The organism is Mangrovimonas sp. ST2L15, assembly GCF_001280515.1.
GTDB lineage: Bacteria > Bacteroidota > Bacteroidia > Flavobacteriales > Flavobacteriaceae > Mangrovimonas > Mangrovimonas futianensis.
This window is the reverse complement of the sequence record NZ_LBIQ01000030.1, coordinates 911,762-930,455: the sequence shown is the minus strand read 5'-3', so window position 1 is coordinate 930,455 and position 18,694 is coordinate 911,762. Positions and strand designations below refer to the sequence as shown.

General features: G+C 38.2%; 13 protein-coding genes. 5 read left to right on the top strand and 8 right to left on the bottom strand.

All coding sequences use genetic code 11. The features are described from left to right. Positions 1-163 precede the first annotated feature (163 nt). The 5 genes from ZA07_RS07995 to ZA07_RS07975 all read left to right on the top strand — a co-directional run bounded on the left by ZA07_RS07995 (position 164) and on the right by ZA07_RS07975 (position 9,466). A complete protein-coding gene (locus ZA07_RS07995) occupies positions 164-1,177 on the top strand; it encodes a LacI family DNA-binding transcriptional regulator (RefSeq protein ID WP_053971184.1) in 1,014 nt (337 codons plus the stop codon). 320 nt (positions 1,178-1,497) lie between these two features. Continuing rightward, positions 1,498-4,758: a TonB-dependent receptor gene (locus tag ZA07_RS07990; protein WP_053971183.1), complete on the top strand. Its 3,261-nt coding sequence runs from the start codon at positions 1,498-1,500 to the stop codon at positions 4,756-4,758. Between the two features lie 18 nt (positions 4,759-4,776). Next, a complete protein-coding gene (locus tag ZA07_RS07985; RefSeq protein ID WP_053971182.1) occupies positions 4,777-6,564 on the top strand; it encodes a RagB/SusD family nutrient uptake outer membrane protein in 1,788 nt (595 codons plus the stop codon). A gap of 25 nt (positions 6,565-6,589) precedes the next feature. Further along, complete coding sequence (locus tag ZA07_RS07980) at positions 6,590-8,143, top strand: DUF5123 domain-containing protein (protein WP_231628652.1); 1,554 nt, start codon at positions 6,590-6,592, stop codon at positions 8,141-8,143. 72 nt (positions 8,144-8,215) lie between these two features. Continuing rightward, positions 8,216-9,466, top strand: a complete 1,251-nt coding sequence (locus tag ZA07_RS07975; RefSeq protein ID WP_231628651.1) for a polysaccharide lyase family 1 protein — start codon at positions 8,216-8,218, stop codon at positions 9,464-9,466. A 76-nt stretch (positions 9,467-9,542) separates the two neighbouring features. On the opposite strand, the gene ZA07_RS07970 is transcribed toward ZA07_RS07975, so the two are convergent. From ZA07_RS07970 to ZA07_RS07935, 8 genes are all read right to left on the bottom strand, one after another. Then, positions 9,543-11,015 carry an Ig-like domain-containing protein gene (locus tag ZA07_RS07970; RefSeq protein ID WP_053971180.1) on the bottom strand — a complete coding sequence of 491 codons (1,473 nt, stop codon included), beginning with the start codon at positions 11,013-11,015 and terminating at the stop codon, positions 9,543-9,545. 23 nt (positions 11,016-11,038) lie between these two features. Further along, entirely contained in the window at positions 11,039-12,655 is a 1,617-nt protein-coding gene (locus ZA07_RS07965) for a UxaA family hydrolase (RefSeq protein WP_053971179.1), read from the bottom strand. 14 nt (positions 12,656-12,669) lie between these two features. After that, entirely contained in the window at positions 12,670-14,136 is a 1,467-nt protein-coding gene (locus ZA07_RS07960; protein WP_053971178.1) for a tagaturonate reductase, read from the bottom strand. A gap of 10 nt (positions 14,137-14,146) precedes the next feature. Continuing rightward, on the bottom strand, positions 14,147-15,442 hold the full coding sequence (locus tag ZA07_RS07955) for a TRAP transporter large permease (protein ID WP_053971177.1): 1,296 nt from the start codon (positions 15,440-15,442) through the stop codon (positions 14,147-14,149). A 2-nt stretch (positions 15,443-15,444) separates the two neighbouring features. Next, on the bottom strand, positions 15,445-15,906 hold the full coding sequence (locus ZA07_RS07950; protein WP_053971176.1) for a TRAP transporter small permease: 462 nt from the start codon (positions 15,904-15,906) through the stop codon (positions 15,445-15,447). 1 nt (position 15,907) lies between these two features. Beyond that, a complete protein-coding gene (locus ZA07_RS07945; RefSeq protein WP_053971175.1) occupies positions 15,908-16,888 on the bottom strand; it encodes a TRAP transporter substrate-binding protein in 981 nt (326 codons plus the stop codon). A 1-nt stretch (position 16,889) separates the two neighbouring features. Next, a complete protein-coding gene (locus ZA07_RS07940; RefSeq protein WP_053971174.1) occupies positions 16,890-17,558 on the bottom strand; it encodes a bifunctional 4-hydroxy-2-oxoglutarate aldolase/2-dehydro-3-deoxy-phosphogluconate aldolase in 669 nt (222 codons plus the stop codon). 86 nt (positions 17,559-17,644) lie between these two features. Then, complete coding sequence (locus ZA07_RS07935) at positions 17,645-18,685, bottom strand: sugar kinase (RefSeq protein ID WP_053971173.1); 1,041 nt, start codon at positions 18,683-18,685, stop codon at positions 17,645-17,647. Positions 18,686-18,694 lie beyond the last annotated feature (9 nt).

Below are 18,694 nucleotides of genomic sequence, written 5' to 3'. Positions count from 1 at the left end.
ATAGTGATTTTATTTCATATTAGGATTTTTAAAACCCTATTTTGTTGTATTTTACAATTATCAAAAGGATATTTATTTTATATTGTAATCGATAACAAGATTTCTGAAAAGAAAAAATAATTATATTTGTAGACCCATTTCTTCACTAATATCTTCTAATTCAATGGCGAAAAAGACTACGATTTATGACATAGCCAAAGAGCTAAACATTACGGCTGCAACAGTGTCAAGAGCCCTAAATAACAACCCAAAAATTAGTGAAGCCACAAGAGCCCTCGTCTTGGAAGCTGCATCTAAAATGAATTACGAGCAAAACAAATTGGCCTTGGCTTTAAAAAGAGGACGAAGCCATAATGTAGGAGTTGTAGTTCCAAGAGTAGATAGTAATTTTTTCGGCTCAGTCATTAGAGGGATTGAAGAAGAATTGAACCCTCATGGATACCACGTAATCATTTGCCAAACTCACGAGAGCACGGAAAGGGAATCTGCCAATATTGAAACCCTATTAAATGCCCAAGTAGATGGTATTTTAATTTCAACTTCATATACCGAAACCAAACCCTTCAAAAAGGTCATCGATAAAAATGTTCCCCTTATCTTTTTTGACAGGAAGTTACAAATGGACGGAGTTAGCTCAGTTACCATCAATGACTTTGAAGGAGGCTACAAAGCAACTAAACACCTCATTGACATGGGATATAAACGAATAGCCCATGTTGGAGGAGACCGCTCCCTTCTTATCTATAAAGATCGTTTTTCAGGTTACAAACAAGCACTACTTGATGCAGGCCTAGAAATCAATGAATCATACATCATTGAAACAAAAAGTAGCCTGCAGAATGGAGCCATGGCCATCCAAAGCCTAATCAATCTCGACCCCAAACCTAATGCACTTGTGTCATCAAGTGATTTTGTTGCTTTAGGCGCCATCCAAGAATTAAAAAGATTAGGCTATAACGTCCCTCAAGACTTTGCGGTGGTAGGCTTCAGTAATGAGCCATTTACAAAATTCATGGAATCTACTATTAGTACGGTCAACCAATTCCCTTTGGAAATGGGCAGAATGACCGCTAAAGTATTTCTGGAGCAAATAAAAAATGCCTCAAAAGTGAAGATTGAAAAAAAGGTTGTTTTGGATCCAGAACTTATCGTGAGGGACTCCTCCAAGAGTAAATAAAACTTAGAAACAAGAATTATTTTTCAATCCTATTTAGGGGCGCTTCGGTCTTAATTTAGTCAGTTATCATAATTTATATACTTATTGTGTATAATCATTCACCCTATTAAACCTCTCTTCATCGCTTTCCAATAACGCAACTAGTTCTTATTTAACACCTTTACAACAGGCATCGAATTACTTTTGCTAATTCTTCATTTAAAGTTATTAAAATTGCGATATTCAAATTTTTATCAATAATTAATTGCGTAATTCAAAATTAATAATAAATTTGTGTAATCGATTACATGTTTATTACTAATTTTTTTAACTAACTTTTTATGCACAACAATTTAATTGATGACTTGTTTTCCAAGTTTTTACATTGGAAAACATTTGGAATTTTGAAAAGTAATTCACGGTCGGTATTCCTCCTTTTTCTTTTTGTTTTGAGCTCCTCTTTTATTCAGGCTCAAACGAAACAAATTACAGGAACGGTAACCGATGGTGAATTAGGAGGCCCTTTGGTAGGAGCCAATATTTTAGTAAAAGGAAAGGCCAAAGGAACAACTACCGATTTTGACGGAAACTATTCCCTAGACCTCGACGATTCTTCCGTAATTTTAATTTTTTCATACACCGGATTTATCTCTCAGGAAGTTCCAGTAAATGGTAAAACAACGATTGATGTCGTTCTACAACCAGACCAGGAGGCTTTAGACGAAGTAGTTATTATTGGATATGGTACTACCAAAAAATCTGACCTCACGGGATCGGTTGTTGCCATAGATGGAGATGACCTTGCTGCACAACCAATTGCTAGCGCAGCTGAAGCACTGACAGGACGTTTAGCAGGGGTTCAAGTAACCTCAACCGAAGGATCTCCAGACGCAGAAATAAACATTAGAGTTCGTGGAGCAGGATCTTTAACTCAAGATAGCTCACCCTTAATTATTGTTGATGGATTTCCTGTTAACAGCATGAGTGATATATCCCCATCTGACATTGAGAATATCAGTGTTTTAAAAGACGCATCTTCTACTGCTATTTATGGATCTAGAGGTGCTAATGGGGTTGTAATTATCACAACCAAAAGCGGAAAAACAGGAAAAATATCAGTAAACTTCAATATGTTTTATGGTTTTAAGAAGCTAGCAAACACTATTGATGTTTTAGAACCAGAAGACTATGTAAAATGGCAATATGAATATGCCCTTTTAAGAGACAATATCGATTCTTACGAAACCTATTTTGGATCCTATTCTGATTATGACCAATACATAGGAATGCAAGGAAATAACTGGCAAGAACAAATTTATGGTCAAACAGGAGAGGTTCAAAGTAGAGACTTATCGGTACGCGGTGGTACAGATAAAATCAACTACAATTTCAATTATGCCCATTTTGATGAAAAGGCAATCATGGTTGGTTCTGATTTCAAAAGAGACAACTTAACGTTAGCTTTAAAAGGAAAAGCAAGTGATAAAGTTGACCTTTCATTTACAGTACGTTATGCCGACACTGAAATTAATGGTGGTGGTGCAAACGAACAAAATGAGGTATCCTCCGCAGATGCCCGTTTAAGACATAGTGTTGGTTACTCTCCAATTCCTTTACCTGGATTAACAACAACCAATACAGACGAAGCACTATCCAGCTATTTGGTTAATCCTTTTGTTGCCGTAAATGACAATCAAAGAAGACAAACAAGAAAAAACTTAAACATGATAGGTAGTTTTTCTTGGGAAATCATTGATAACTTACAATTTAAAAGTGACTTTGGTTTGAATAATAGATTTGACTTAGACTATCGTTTTTATGGTAGATCTACGTATTATTCCAACAACAGACCTCCAGCAGAATATCAAGGTCTTCCTTCTTTATTAATTAGAGATAGAAAAAGAGAAGATTTCAGAAATGCAAATACGATTAACTATGATTTTGCAAACCTTATTAAAAACGATAATCACCGACTAAAAATTCTTTTAGGGGAAGAGATGATTGTTGCCAAGAACAACTTAGTTACCAGTGAGATTCAAGGATTTCCAAAAGATTTTGATTTCGGAACATCCATCAATTTAACTACTCAAGGAACACCGCTTTCCGTAGACAATTTCTACAGTCCTGATGATAAATTATTATCCTTTTTTGGAAGGTTGAACTACGATTTATTTGACAAATATCTTTTGACTGCAACTTATCGTATGGATGGTTCCAGTAAGTTTCTTGGAAGCAATCGCTGGGGATACTTCCCTTCTGCGGCCTTGGCATGGAAAATGTCTGAAGAACCATTTCTTCAAAACACAGATTGGTTAGATCTATTGAAACTTCGTGTAAGTTATGGAGAAGTAGGTAACAATAATATTCCTGCAGGACAAACGGTTCAAAGTTTTGAATCTTCAAACACGGCGTATTTAAATGACATCAATAATTATTGGGCGCCTTCAAGTATTATGGCTAACCCAGATTTGAAATGGGAAACTACCGTATCTCAAAACCTAGGTTTGGATTTCGGATTATTTAACGGACGATTAGATGGAGCCGTAGAAGTTTATAGAAATATTACTCAAGACCTATTGATTAGATTCCCTACTCCTGGTACTGGTTACGATAGCCAATACCGAAACATGGGAGAGTTAGAAAACAAAGGTTTGGAAGCTTCCTTAAATATTGCCGCCATTCAAAAAGAAGATTACGGATTGAACCTATCCTTTAACGTGGCTATGAATAGAAACAAAGTTAGATCGTTAGGAATCATGGACGATTTTGGAACCAACACTAATTGGGCTTCTACTCAAATAGGAAACGACTACTTTATACAGGTTGGAGAACCAATAGGTCTTATGTATGGTTACCAAAGCGATGGAAGGTATGAAATTTCAGATTTCAGCTATGATGCGACAACTGGCACTTACACGCTGCTAGATGGAGTTGCAGACAGCAGCCCTGTTGTAGGTGACGTTCAACCAGGTATGATGAAATTAAAGGATATTAATGGTGACGGTGTTGTAGATGTTGATGATAACGACGTAATAGGAGATGCTAATCCAAACTTAACAGGAGGTATGGTTCTGAATGCTTATGCTTACGGATTTGATTTGACTGCAGCATTTAATTTTAGCGTTGGCAACGACGTATACAATGCTAATAAAATTGAGTTTAATACGGCAAACCAGAATGGCCAATATAGAAACCTTTCTTCAGAAATGGCTGATGGCGTCAGATGGACAAACTTAAACCCAACGACTGGTGAATTGGTAACAGACCCACAAGAATTGGCTGCTCTTAATGCCAATACTACCATGTGGTCACCATACATGCAAAACTTTGTGTTTAGTGATTGGGCCGTTGAAGATGGGTCGTTTTTAAGATTAAATACCTTAACTTTAGGGTATACCGTTCCAAATTCGTTATTAGAAGCTGCTGGAATTACAAAATTAAGATTCTATGCCACTGCAAACAACGTATTTATAATAACGAATTATTCTGGTCTTGACCCAGAGGTCTCTACAAGAAGAAGAACACCTCTAACACCTGGAGTGGATTATTCTCCATATCCAAGAAGTAGACAACTCGTATTTGGTTTAAACCTAAACTTTTAATTCAAAATGACTATCAAGATGAAACATATATATAGAATAGCTGGAATTTTGCTCATTGGGCTGTTTTTCAGTTGCCAAGAATTTGAGGAAGACTTTTTAGAGGCTCCTGCCCAATCCACACTGGATGAATCCATCATCTTTTCAACCCCAGGTTTAGCCAAAGGGGCTATAGATGGTATTATGGAGCCAATGGGGCAAACAAACTCTTATAGAGGTCGTTTTATTCCTTTTTACGGATTCAATACCGATTGTGAGTTCCATTATAGCTCAGATGATGCTGGAAGTTCACAAGGGGAGTTAATGAATTACAGCATGACTCCAACCAATTCACAAATGAATTCCAACAACAATGCTTGGGCCATGATGTATTTGGGAATTGAGCGTGCTAATATTTGTGTTAGAGGTTTGAGAACTTATGGTAACCCAGAGCCGGGTACAGAATTGGGTCAGCTTTTAGGTGAGGCACTTACTTTGAGAGCCATTTATTATGCTGATTTAATGAAGGCGTGGGGAGACGTTCCTGCTAGATTTGAACCAATTACCACAGAAACCATTTACCTTCCAAAATCAAGTAGAGATATCGTTTATAAACAAATCATCGAAGATTTAGGAGAAGCCTCTACTCTTGTAGCTTGGCCAAATGAATCAGCATACACTACTTCAGTAGAGCGAATTAACAAAGCGTTTGTAAAAAGCTTTAGAGCTCGTCTTGCTATGGTAGCTAGTGGTTACCAACAGTACCCTGACGGAATAAGAAGAAGTAATGACCCAGACCTTTCTGTTGACAACATGTATGCCTTAGCTTTAGACGAGGCTACTGATGTGATAGAAAGTGGAATGGCTCACTTAGAATCTTCTTTTGAAACATTTTGGAGAAATTATAATGAAGAGGTACTTACAGCTGGAGGTGAATCCTTATGGGAAATCCCTTTCTCTCCTGGTAGAGGACGTGTCTTGTTTTCATTTGCAGTTCGTCACAGAGGCGTTGACCAACACACAGGTCAAGCTCGCGGTGGAGCAGCCGGACCATTACCATTTGTCTTTTATGATTTTGATGAAGATGATACCCGTAGAGATGTCACTTGTGTACCTTATCAATGGGGTAATCCTACTGATGGTTTTTCTAAGCAAGAATTGGTCAACCTTGATACTTGGTATTTTGGAAAGTACCGTTACGAGTGGATGAATCGCTATGTGACTTCAACCAACGACGATGGTGTTAACAAAATTTACATGCGTTTTGCTGAGGTATTACTAATTGCTGCAGAAGCAGCCAATGAACTTCAAGGACCTGGAGCAGCAGCACCATACTTAAAAGAAATAAGAATGCGAGCTTTCCCTTCTGAATTGCACGCTGAGAAAGTAGACAACTATGTGAATGCGATTTCAAGTTCAGATGCCATGTTAGAGGCCATTCAAATGGAACATTTCTATGAATTTACTGGAGAAATGGAACGAAAACAAGCTTTAATTCGTTGGAACATGTTAGCATCGAGCTTAGATGAAGCAAAAGTAAAAATGTTCAATTTAAGAAACAGAACTGGTGAATATTCCAATGTTCCTAGCACCGTATATTATCGATATGAAGAGGACGAAGAAACGTTAGATATCTATGGTTTGAATCGTGACGAAAATACTGACCCAGGACCAGAATATTCAGCATTTGACTGGACTATTTTGGCTGATGAGACCATTAATTCCATTTACGAAGAAGGTATCAATCCAGACAACAGACAATTTTGGCCAATTTGGCAAATATTTATTGATGGAAGTAACGGACAATTAGTAAACGATTATGGATATTAAAAAAAACCGAAAGAACACTTTTGTTATGAAAACAACCAAAATAATCAAACCCTTTTTAGCCGCTTTGGCATTACTTCTTGCTTTCAATAGTTGTGATAAGCCAGATGAATTGATCGAGGAACTTCAAGTGAGCAGGGAGTTTGCACCTATAAACCTGACTGCCTTCATTAGAAATCAAGTGAATGTAGAACTTAACTGGACTGTCGATGATAATGTTGACACCTATTTAGCGGAGTTTAGTGAAGATGAAAATTTCAACAACATTGTAGAATCTGTTACTGTAAGCTCTGACGAGTTACCAGTTTTAGTTCCATTAGAAGGTGAAACTTTGTACTACATAAGAGTTCAAGCACTAAGCAGTAGAGGGTTGGAAGACTCAAAATACACTTATATTACTGCTGAAACCCTCACAGAACAGTTGTTTTTACCAATTGAGCCAGGAGACATTCTAGCCACCGAGGCCACCTTACGTTGGTTGCCAAACAGTGCGGTAACCCATATAACTATTGAACCAGGAGGAATTGTTCATAATATCACTCCTGAAGAGCAAGCTAGTGGTGTTGCAATCATTTCTGGACTTACAGGAGAAACCGATTATACAGCTCAAATTTTTAATAATGCTACTTTAAGAGGTGTCCAATACTTTACAACAGGAATTGACATTGGAGACGGGCAATTAGTGACTCCTGATGATGATCTTTTCCAAATGATTGCCGACGCTGAACCAGGTGCCACTTTAGTTTTGGATGCTGGAGATTATACAGCTCAATCTGGTTCTGTAACATTAGATAAACCAATTACTATCCAAGGTTTATATAGCTTTGACAAACCTTTATTAAAAATTGGATTTGTATTGGCAACAGGAGCTACCGAAGTTAATCTGGTAGATTTAGACTTAACTGGAGACCTAGCCAATAGCGTAGTTGAAGTTTTAAAATTTGATGGAACGGGTAGTTATGACAGTATTCTTATCAGTGGTTGTAACATTCATGATTATGACAAAGCACTTATTTACGGTAATGTAACGGGGGCGGTTCTAAACTCTTTCACAGTAGAAAATAGTATTGTGACAAATGTGTTGACGAATGGAGGTGATTTTATCGACTTTAGAAATTCAGATGTTTTAAATATCGATGTAAATACTAGTACTTTCAATAACTGTGCACCAGGAAGAGATTTCTTTAGAATTGATGCAGCCGGAGATTCTAATGGTGTGGGCTTGACAAGCAATATTAATTTAGCTAATTGTACGCTATACGCCTGCTCAAATTCTGATAGTAGAAGAATCTTTTACGTAAGATTTGACAGTAATGATATTACGGTTACCAATAATTTGATTACTGATACTGCCGTAGAAGGTTATTCAGATAGAAATGAGACAGATGAAACCATCACATTTGCCAACAATAATTACTTCAATGCACCTACATTGTATGATTCATCAGTAGCTAGATATGATACCTCTACTACCTACACCACAGTAGACCCTGGATATGTGGACGCTGCAAATGGAGATTTCACAGTAACCACTCAATCGTTAATCGATTTTAATGTTGGAGACCCACGTTGGCTTCAATAATAAGTTAGTTTGAATTAGTCTATAAAGGGAGGAGTGAATAAAAATCACTCCTCTTTTTTTAATTTTATACACATGAAACTTTTAGCACCTCTTTTTATTATTACCCTCTTTTTAAATTTTAGCACCTCTTGCTCCTCTCAAGATTTGGCATTCCCATCGGCTGAAGGTTTTGGTAAATTTGCGTCAGGAGGAAGATATGGCTTTGTTTACAAAGTCACCAACCTAAATGACGACGGAGAGGGTAGCCTAAGAAAAGGTATCTTGAAAAGTGGACCTCGCATCATCATTTTTGACGTATCTGGCACCATTGAATTAAAGAGGGAATTGGATATCAACAAAGGAGATTTAACCATATTGGGGCAAACAGCTCCCGGCGATGGAATTACAATTAAAGGGTATCCCGTTACTATTAAGGCGGACAATGTTATTGTTAGATATTTAAGATTCCGTATGGGGGATGTTAATCAGGTTGAAGGTGATGCATTAGGATGCAGAAACACCAATAATGTGATTATAGACCATTGCTCCATAAGTTGGGGGACCGATGAAAATGCCTCCTTTTATAACAACAAAAATTTCACCCTGCAATGGTGTATCATCTCTGAAGCTTTAAATCGTTCTGTTCATCACAAAGGAGCACATGGTTATGGCGGCATTTGGGGCGGTGTAAGAGCATCTTTCCATCACAACCTATTGGCACACAACAATAGCAGAAATCCGCGTTTCAGTGGCTCTAATACTACTCAAAATTCGGAAAATGAATTTGTAGATTTTAGAAACAACGTCATCTACAATTGGGGTGAAAACAGCATTTATGGAGGAGAAAAAGGTCGCTACAACCTTGTCAACAATTATTTTAAATCGGGTCCTGCAACAACCTCATCTAAATTGGATCGGATCGTAAGCCCTTCTGAACCTTATGGCCAATTTTTTGTGGATGGCAATTTTGTATATGGCTACCCAGCCGTTTCCGAAGATAATTGGAATGGCGGCGTTCAATGTGAAAATCCGAATGAGGCTAAATTAATAGAACCGATTGCTATATTTAATAATACGGTAACTCAAACGGCACTAACTGCTTATGATTGCGTATTGACAACTGCAGGAGCTAGTCTACATAGAGATGCCGTAGACTTAAGAATCGCCAGCAATGTACTTCATGGCGCAGTTTCTTACCAAAACGGGATTATTGATTCCCAAATGAATGTTGGAGGTTGGCCTCAACTCATTTCGAAAAAACTAGATTTCAAGGAGAAGACGGCATACCAGATGACTGGGAGTTACAAAATGGCTTGGATCCAAATAAAAAGGATTCCAACCTAAAATCGATAAACCCCAACTATTCAAACATTGAGGTTTATGCCAATTCTCTAATAATTAAAGAGTAAATTATCCTTAATTAATCCTGAAATTCAAAGGCTCCAATATCGGGAGCTGTCCCTGAAAAAGGCAATCCTACATCCTCTCCTTGATCAATTAAATCACTCGTAGAAACAAGTTTCAGAAAGTCAATATCTGGCAAACTTCCATCAGCATTTCTGGGGGAGGCCAAAAGATTAATATCCACAATTACAAAATCGGAAGCATCGGTCACCAAACCTGATTGCCAACCGTTATGACTAATTTCTGTTTGGGTAGCTGAATAGGAATCAGAATTAACACCTGAAAAAGAAAGGGTATTTTTAATCAAAAGGAAATTAGCAATATTGGTACTGCTGAAATTAATATTTCTTCCATTGTTGTAGGCCGAACAATTGTATAATTCGACATCTCCCCTATTACTATTATGATCAAAGCCATCATAAATGTTTCCTGCTGCAATACAGTTTTTATAGACACCATGATGCTTTAAGGTCTTGTCATCACTACCACCAGTTTTAAATCCGTTACCATCACCAGCTCCTGGGGTGCCGTCCATTAAGTAGCCATTATTAAAGGCCCAACAGTTTTCATAATAAGTGGTGATATCATCATTGTCCCTTAAATAGCCATCCCAGCCATCATCTAAATTTTGCCAAGCCCTACAACCAATAAACTTATTATTGGAACCAGCAGTAAGCTTACAAGCAAATCCATCGGCATTCTCTAAGGTCGAATCAGCATTATAATAGGAGTCGCAATTCAAAATAGTATTGTTACTTCCTCCTGAAGAAATTTGTAATCCAGAGTCGGCATTCTCACTAAAGGTGCAAAACTCTATCAGATTGTTATCCCCCGTTATATACATACCGTTATCACCAGCTCCAAAAATATCAATACCCTTAATATGCCAATAGTCCCCAGAAAGATAAACCCCTCTATTATTTGAGTTTTCAGTCATAGAAGAAAAATTAAACTTGGGATGTTCTGTAGCTTCAGGGTTAGCCATTAAAATGATGGGATTTGCATTTGTTCCTGATCCAGAAATTTGAATGGTGGAACTGAATTCATATTCCCCTCCTTGAATGTAAATAATATCTCCTGCAGAAGCATTAGCGATCGCTTGAAGAATTTCTTGACTGGTTTGCACTATATTATCAGGAATAGAACCCACCCCCGATATTGAAAAGGATCTTTCTCCATATGCACCAGACCCATCTTTTGCTATGGCTTGGACTACAATAGACCCATTGGATACAGCTGTTAGTAAACCAGAGTTAGATATAGTCGCTACGGCTGTATTGGAAACCCACCAATTGACCGATTTATTGGCCGCATTGGTTGGTACTACCTGAACCGATAGCTGACTGCTGCCTCCATCCGTTATCGTCTCTCCAGCAATGGTTATGGAACTCACTTTGACATCGTTTTCCTCACTAGGGGAATCCTCACTACAGCTGGTATAACAGAAAGCCAAAGTAAAAATCAAAATTTGGGCAAAAAATCTTTTCATGGCATGTATAAATAGGTTAAAAACTACAAAGAAACCCCTCGTTTCCAAGGAATAAAGTCATCTTGATTTAAAAGTTTAGCCTTGGCTTGCTTTGTGCCACTAGCAATTTCTATAATCTCCTCCAAAGTTTGCTCAGCCATTTCCTCAATGGTCTTTTCGCCTTTGATAATGCCTCCGGTGTCGATATCAATGATATCATTCATTTTCTCAGCTAATTCGGAGTTGGAAGATACTTTTATAATAGGAGCAATCGGATTACCCGTTGGTGTTCCCAATCCAGTCGTAAAAAGAACCACATTGGCTCCGGATCCTACCATAGCCGTCGTACTTTCCACATCGTTTCCAGGTGTACATAACAGATTCAATCCAGATTCAGTCACATATTCTCCATAATCCAAGACATCTACAATTGGCGAAATACCGCCCTTTTTGGCAGCTCCAGCCGATTTCATGGCATCTGTTATTAAACCATCTTTTATGTTACCAGGTGACGGATTCATATCAAATCCAGAGCCTGCATTAACCACTGACGCTTCAAAATCTTTCATCAGACCCAAAAACTTATCAGCCTTTTCTTCCGTCACACAACGATTAACCAACTCCTGCTCCACACCACATAACTCTGGAAATTCTGACAGTATCGCTGTCCCTCCTAAGGCTACCAAAAGATCAGACGTATAGCCTAAAGTTGGGTTTGCAGAAATACCTGAAAAACCATCTGAGCCGCCACATTCCAAACCTAATCTTAACTTGGATAGCGGTGCTGGCTTACGTTCTATTTTATTAGCTTCTTTAATGCCTTCAAATGACTTTTTAATAATAGCGGAAAGCATTTCATCAACCGTCCCCATTTTTTGTTGTTCATACATTAAAATGGGCTTCTTATTATCAGGGCTGATAGCTTCCAATGCTTGATTAAATATATCTATCTGTAAATTTTGACACCCTAAACTCAATACCGTAGCTCCAGCCACATTGGGGTTTTTTACATATCCAGCTAATAATCGGGCCAAGGTTTCAGAATCTTGTCTAATACCACCACAACCACCAGCATGGGTAATAAATTTCACTTCGATATTGTCAAATACATTGGTTGTTACCTCATGCGTTTCTGTCGCTACCGAGCTTTCCCCATCATTCACCAAAGAGCGCAACAGCATTCTATGGCTATTTGTTTTTTGGGTTAAAAGTTCCTTTTCAAAAACTTCTTTTAGGATTTCAATATTTCGATTTTCACAGAAAACCAATGGGAAAAACAACCAAACATTGGCTGTACCTACTTGACCATCTTCACGATGATATCCCATAAAAGTGCGGTCTTTCCATTTATCTACATTGGGTGGATTCCACCCAATACTATCCGTTTTGCCAAACACCTTCTCACTTTGATGGGTTACATTACCCGTAGTAAGAACCTCACCCTTTTTAATTTTAGTATTGGCTTTTCCAACCAACACCCCATACATGATTATTTTATCAGATGGCTCCAAATCCGTTAAAGCAATTTTATGCTTTGCTTTGACATCTGAAACCAACAAGATTTCTTGTTCTTCTAAAAACGCATTTTCACCCTTAGAAAGGTTGATAAGTGCCACAGCAACATTATCAGATGGATGGACTTTTATTAATTGTTTCTGCATAATCCTGAATCTTTTTATAAGGATTCTTTAAAGTTCTTGAATCCCTTCTCTACACCATGTTCTTCAATTTCCTTCAGTGCCGTAGCCACTGCCTTTGACAAGTTGGGCACTTGATTTAAATCTTCGTCCCAAAAAGCAACTTGACCTAACACATTTTCCACAAGTTTGTCATAATTGTTTTCCTTCCAAGCATTTTCAAAATATGCAACGATATCTGCACCATCTTTAACCGGAAGAGTAGCTCCTTTCCATGTGCCTCTATAGAATCTTATCAAACAAGCAAATGCAAATGTTAAATGAGCTGGTAAGGCACTTTTCCTTTGGGCATATTCCAGCAAACTAGGGAGTACACGAACCTTAAATTTTGATATGGAATTCAAGGCAATGTCTGCCAACTGGTGTTTAATAAATGGATTCCTGAAACGGTCCAAAACTTCATGGGCAAACTCTTGCAATTCGGTCTTGTCCATATCCAAAGTTTCAATGATTTCATCAAAAATGGCTTTATTGACGAAATCTCCTGTAAATTCATTATCCACAGTTTCCTTCACCGTAGTATTTCCATAAAGTAAAGAAAATGGCACCATGGTAGTATGGGCCCCATTTAAAATTCGAACCTTTCTAGTTCGATAGGGCTGCATATCTTCCACGATTTTCACATCCAATTCGGTTTTATCAAATGGAAGTTTGGCCTTTAAATCGGCTCCTCCCTCTATGACCCAAAGGAAAAAAGCTTCAGCTGTTACAACCAAATTATCGTGATAATCTAATTCTGCCAAATAAGCATCAATATCGTCCTTTGGATATCCTGGAACAATGCGGTCTACCAACGTATTATGGAAGGTACATGCTGTATTTATCCATGTTTTAAAACGGTCTCCCAATTCCCAATCATTACAATAATCCAAGATGATTTTCTTAAGGGTATCAGCATTGTAATTAATTAATTCACAAGGTATGATGGTAAGCCCCTTTTCTGGATCGCCAGAAAAATGTTCAAAACGCTCCCAAAGAAATCTTGTTAATTTGGCCGGAAAGGAAGCTGGCGGTGTCATATCTGCCCGATCATCTGCTTGATAAGCGATTCCAGCTTCCGTAGTATTAGAAATAATAAATTGTAAAGAGCTTTCTCTGGCTAGAGCCAAATAAGCATCATATTGAGTATAAGGGTCGATACCTTTGACAATATTGGCTATCAATTCACTCTGATCAATGACCTGCCCTTTTCGTAATCCTTTTAAGAATAGTGTGTAAAGTCCATCTTGATCATTGAGCATAGATACCATACCACGATCAATAGGTTGAACTACAGCGATTCCTGCATTAAAATCTACTGCTTGATTCAGCTTTTGAAATGCGTATTCCACAAAAGCTCTTAAAAAATTGCCTTCTCCAAATTGAAGGACTTTAATAGGAAATGGGTCTCCCACAGAGACATTATTTCTATTTAATGGTTGTTTCTTATCTATATTTTGTGCCATTCCTAAACAATTACAAATTAAACAATCGAGGTAACCACAAGGTCAACTCTGGAAAATAGGTTACCAAAAACAAGGCAACAATCATTGCCAAGAATAAAGGAACCAAAGGTTTTACAACTTTTTGTATGGTAGTTTGTGCCACACCAACACCTACGAACAGCACCGATCCTACAGGAGGTGTACAAAGTCCTATACAAAGGTTAAGCACCATGATAATTCCAAAATGAATGGGGTCCATACCCAATTTCGTTACCACTGGTAAAAAGATGGGCGTGAATATTAAAACCGCTGGGGTCATATCCATAAAAATCCCTACAAACAAAAGCAGCAAATTAATAATCAATAAAATGACAATCTTATTGTCGCTTATAGATAACAAAGCAGAACTTATATCTTGGGGTATGTTCTCATAAGACATCACCCATGACATACTCATAGATGCTCCAATCAATAACATAACTACTGCCGTAGTAGACGAAGAATCCAACAAGATCTCTGGAAGCGATTTAAAGGTGATTTCTTTGTAGTAAAATCCGAGAAGTAAGGTATACAACACGGCAATGGCAGAAGCCTCTGTCGCTGTAAAAATCCCGCTAACGATACCTCCAATAACTACTACCAACAACATTAAACTTGGCAAAGCCGCAATAAAGGTCTTTGTTACCTCCTTTAAAGAGCTACGCTCTCCTTGCTTATATTTTTTCTTTTTGGCCCAAAACGATGCCACCAACATTAAAAACAATCCTGTTAATATGCCTGGAATATATCCTGCCAAAAACAGAGCGGCAATAGATACACCTCCACTAGCTAATGAATAAACGATTAATACATTGCTAGGAGGAATAACCAATCCTGTGGTTGCCGAGGTGATATTTACAGCAGCACCAAACTCTTTTGAATAGCCTTCTTTCTCCATTTCAGGACCCAAAATACTTCCCATAGCTGAAGCCGAAGCCATAGCCGAACCCGCAATAGCACCCATTAACATGGCGCCTATAACATTGATTAAGGCTAACCCACCTGGAAGTGATCCAACCAAGGTTTTCGCAAATGCAATAAGCCTATGGGCTATGCCCCCTTTATTCATTAATTGGCCCGAGAGTATAAAAAACGGAATTGCCAAAAGGGCAAAACTATCCAATCCAGTACCCATCCTTTGAGAAACCGTGGTAAGTGCTGGTAAGCTAGGAATACTCACCAACATGGTTAAAACAGATGAAATAGAGATACTCCAAGCGACTGGTGTTCCTATTGACAATAAAGCAATAAAACTAAAAACTAGTACAATTACTGGGAAATAATCCATGGTTAGTTAAGGGTTTTAATATCAGAAATCTTATAAAAAATAATCAATAGGCCACTCAAGGGGATACAAGAATAAACCCATGCTAACGGAATTTGTAAGGCTGGCGAATGCTGTCCTAATACAGAGGTAATGTAAACAAGCCTAATCCCTCCTATTACCAAACAAAAAAAGGCAAATGCAATAATCAAGATATAGACTATGCGCTTTATTTTTTTCTGGGTTTCGGTAGTTGCTTTTTGAGGCAAAACATCAATTGCCACATGCATGTTTCTACCTGAAACATAAGCTGCTCCCAAAATTCCCAACCAAATCATAAGATATCTTGCCAATTCATCTGTAAATGAACTTGGGGTCCCAACCACAAACCTGGTAAAGACCTGCCATAAAACATTCACGACCATCACCGCCATAATGGTGATAAGTAGTCTACCCAAAATCAAATCAATTCTGCTTCTAAGATTCATATTATCTGGTACTTTTTATTTGATCTATCAATTCTTTGATTTCGGGATCCTGTTCATATTGCTTGTAAACCGATTTCGTTTTTTCTGAAAAAGGCTCCTTGTTTGGCAATATGACTGAAACGCCAGCTGCCTTAACGGCCTCTAGAGCTTCTTTTTCCGAATCTTCCCAAAGCACTCTTTGATAAGTCACAGATTTGTCTACGGCTTCTTGCAACCAAACACGTTCCTGTTCTGATAAATGATCCCAAGTATGCTTCCCAATGATTAAGACATCAGGAAGTAAGGTATGTTCATCTAAACTGTAGTATTTACAAACCTCATAGTGTCTAGACAAATAAAAACTAGGAGGATTGTTCTCTGCCCCATCCACAACGCCTTGTTGTAGAGAGGTGTATAATTCACCCCATGAAATAGGTGTTGGAGAGCCTCCTAAACTTTTAACCATTTCAATGGCCGAGGCACTTTCCATAACCCGGATTTTCATTCCTTTTAAATCAGATGGTTCTTCAATGGGTTTTTCCTTTGTATAAAAACTTCGGCTACCAGCATCATAATATCCCATACCCTTAATCCAATAATCCTCTCCTTCATCCAAAAGTTGTTTCCCGATAGGACCATCTAAAATTTGAAACGCATGTTTTTTATCCCTAAACAAATAGGGAAGACCAAACACTTTCATTTTCGGCGCAAAATTTTCCATGACTCCAACAGAAACTTTGGTCATGTCTAAACTTCCTATTTGCAGCAATTCAACACATTCCCTTTCGGTTCCTAATTGTTGACTTGGATAAATTTCCAATTCCATTTTACCACCTGAAATTTCGGCGAGATCCTCACCCATTTTCACCATGGCTTTATGTACCGAATGATTCACATCCAGTCCATGACCTAGTTTAATAACACGGTGCTCCTTTGTATTATCACAGCCCATGAAAATTAAAAATCCAAGTAACGATAATGCTGCAAGAAGTTTGTTTTGCATCTTATTTTCTAACTTTCTTAATGATGTCTAAAGCGTCTTTCACCTTTGCTTCCAACCCTTTAAAATCTTTATTTGCTAAAATATCTTTTGAAATAAGCTTAGAACCCATTCCTACACAAGTAACACCTGCGTCAAACCAAGCTCTTAGGTTGTCTTCTTCTGGAGAAACACCACCAGTAGGCATAATCGATGTCCAAGGCTGTGGCCCTTTAACACCTTTTACAAACTGCGGTCCGTAAATATCACCAGGGAATAACTTGACAATCTCACAGCCTAATTCCTCTGCTCTAGCAATTTCAGTCAAGGAACCACATCCTGGAGACCACAATACTTTTCTACGGTTACATACCACAGCGATATCCTCTCTCAAAACAGGAGTTACAATAAAATTGGCTCCCAATTGCATATATAGGGAAGCTGCTGCTGCATCGGTAACTGATCCTACTCCTAAAATCATCCCAGGCAATTCTGCCGAAGCATACTTTACCAATTCACCAAAAACCTCATGAGCAAAGTCACCTCTCGCGGTAAACTCTAACAAACGAGCACCTCCATCAAAACAGGCTTTTAAAACCTTCTTACTTAATTCTATATCTCTATGAAAAAACAATGGAATCATTCCATTCTCTTTCATTACTTGAGCCACCTCAAGTCGTGTATATTGTGCCATAATCTGTTATGTTATAGTCCTGTGAATGCTGAATGACCCGTTCTTTTCATTACAGCATCCACATGAACCCATTTAAATATTTTTAATTAGCGAGCCACTCTTCCAGAAGCGTCTCCTCCCATAAGTTTTTTCACCTCATCAATAGTTACCAAGTTGGCATCTCCCTTGATGGTATGTTTTAAACAAGAAGCTGCAACAGCAAAATCCAAGGCATTTTGATCATCATCAGGATAGGTCAATAAACCATAGATAAGACCTCCCATAAAGGAATCACCACCTCCCACACGGTCAACAATATCCGTAATTTGATATTGTCTGGTTTCAAACATTTTCTCTCCGTTGTAAAGAACTCCAGCCCATGTGTTATGTGAAGCCGAGATTGATCCTCTTAAAGTAGTAATCACTTTTTTAGCTCTTGGGAACTTCTCCATCATCTGTTGGCAAACAGACAAAAAGGCCTCAGCTTTGACATTGTGCCCTTCTGTTTGCACAGAAATACCTTCTGGCTTAATTCCAAAGTGCATTTCAGCATCTTCTTCATTTCCAAGAATGATATCACAATATGACGTCAATTCGGTCATGATAGCTTCTCTATCGCCACCATATTTCCATAATTTAGCACGGTAATTCAAGTCGGTTGAAATGGTAATACCCTTTTTACTAGCAGCCTTAACAGCCTCTAGACAAACGTCTGCAGAACTTTGTGAAATGGCCGGAGTAATTCCTGTCCAGTGAAACCAATTGGCTCCCTCAAATACCTCATCCCAATCAATCATGCCTGGTTGAATCTCACTCATCGCAGAATGCGCTCGGTCGTATACCACCTTAGAACCACGTGATACAGCCCCAGTCTCTAAGAAGTAGATTCCTAAACGGTCTCCACCCCATACGATCTTATCTACGCCTACGCCTCTCTTTCTCATTTCCATCATGGCACATTCTCCAATGTCATTTTTTGGTAATCTGGTCACAAAATCTACAGGTACACCATAGTTTGCTAAAGAAACAGCTACATTTGATTCTCCTCCTCCATAAACGACATCAAAATTATTAGCTTGTGAAAATCTTAAAAATCCTTGTGGAGCCAATCTTAGCATGATCTCTCCAAATGTTACTACTTTGCTCATGTATTCTAG